This is a genomic window from Pseudomonas sp. 05T35 (assembly GCF_056396605.1).
Genome location: NZ_JBFTLU010000668.1, coordinates 1 through 1,695 on the forward strand (window position 1 = coordinate 1; position 1,695 = coordinate 1,695).

The 1,695-nt window shown below is 60.0% G+C and carries 2 protein-coding genes; one reads left to right on the plus strand and one right to left on the minus strand.

Features of this window, described 5'->3' with window-relative positions; genetic code table 11:
* A partial coding sequence (locus tag AC1DH9_RS28645; RefSeq protein WP_477809282.1) for a hypothetical protein occupies positions 1 to 184 on the minus strand: 184 nt, incomplete at its 3' end.
* Positions 185 to 471: 287 nt separating this feature from the next.
* Between AC1DH9_RS28645 and AC1DH9_RS28650 the strand changes: the two genes are divergently transcribed.
* Positions 472 to 1,692 carry an aspartate aminotransferase family protein gene (locus tag AC1DH9_RS28650; protein ID WP_427545770.1) on the plus strand — a complete coding sequence of 407 codons (1,221 nt, stop codon included), beginning with the start codon at positions 472 to 474 and terminating at the stop codon, positions 1,690 to 1,692.
* The last annotated feature ends 3 nt before the right edge of the window (positions 1,693 to 1,695 follow it).

Genomic DNA, 1,695 nt, shown 5'->3' on the forward strand with positions numbered 1-1,695 from the left:
GTGCGTTCAGTGTCTGCTGTTGCTGGCGGGTCGCGTTGCGATACCAGTGAGGCGTTTCGAGCCTGGCGTTTTTCAGCGCGTTGCGCGTCTCGGGCGACGTTTGCAAGATCCAGGTCGRGAGGAGTGTGGAAAGGTGTTGGTAGTGGCTGTCCGGATGAGCGGCAAGCTCGTCGTGTTGATTCATGCGCAAGTCCCTTGGCGTTTGGAGTAGACGCAAGGAAAACAAACGGCGATGCGCTCCGTGCAGTACATAATTACCGTCCGGCTGGACAAGCCTGCCTATAACGTACTCCGGCAGTTTAAACTGCGCCTTTGCGACGCTATTTGTCGCATTGCCATAAACCCGGCTCAAACCTGTGTTTGCGCTATAAGAAGTTGTCGCTTGGCGGCAAGGCCGGGCTGAAAACTGTCCTTACAATCCCCCTCATCGCTCGCCAGTTTCAGGCGAGTGTTTCTCATCAGGAGACTCCGATGTCCGTTGAGCACGCTGCGGTACAACGCGCCGATTTTGACCAGGTAATGGTTCCCAACTACGCGCCTGCCGCTTTCATTCCGGTACGTGGCGCCGGTTCCCGCGTTTGGGACCAGTCTGGCCGCGAGCTGATCGACTTCGCTGGCGGGATTGCGGTTAACGTCTTGGGCCACGCCCACCCGGCGCTGGTTGGTGCCTTGACCGAGCAAGCGAACAAGCTGTGGCACGTGTCCAACGTGTTCACCAATGAGCCGGCCCTGCGCCTGGCCCATAAGCTGATCGACGCGACCTTCGCCGAGCGCGTGTTCTTCTGCAACTCTGGCGCCGAAGCCAACGAGGCCGCCTTCAAGCTGGCCCGTCGTGTTGCCCACGATCGTTTCGGTTCAGAGAAATACGAAATCATCGCCGCGCTCAACAGCTTCCACGGTCGTACCCTGTTCACCGTGAACGTCGGTGGCCAGTCGAAGTACTCCGACGGTTTCGGTCCGAAAATCACCGGCATCACGCACGTCAAGTACAACGATCTGGACGCGCTCAAAGCGGCCATTTCCGACAAGACCTGCGCGGTAGTGCTGGAGCCGATCCAGGGCGAGGGCGGCGTATTGCCGGCTGATCTTGCTTACCTGCAATGCGCCCGCGAGCTGTGCACCCAACACAACGCACTGCTGATTTTTGACGAAGTACAAACCGGCATGGGCCGCAGCGGTGAGCTGTTCGCCTATCAGCATTACGGCGTGACGCCGGACATCCTGACCAGCGCCAAGAGCCTGGGCGGCGGTTTCCCGATCGCGGCGATGTTGACCACCGAAGACCTGGCCAAACATCTGGTCGTCGGCACCCACGGCACCACTTACGGCGGCAACCCGCTGGCGTGCGCCGTGGCTGAGGCGGTGATCGACGTGGTCAACACCCCTGAAGTGCTGAACGGCGTCAAAGCCAAGCACGACCTGTTCAAGACTCGCCTGGAGCAGATCGGCGCCAAGTACGGCCTGTTCACTCAAGTGCGTGGCCTGGGCCTGTTGCTCGGTTGCGTCTTGAGCGAGGCCTGGAAAGGTAAGGCCAAGGACGTGTTCAACGCGGCTGAACGTGAAGGCTTGATGATTCTGCAAGCCGGCCCGGACGTGATTCGCTTCGCGCCAAGCCTGGTGGTTGAAGACGCGGACATCGAAGAGGGCCTGCAGCGCTTCGAGCGTGCCGTGGCCAAACTGACTCAAGCCTGATAG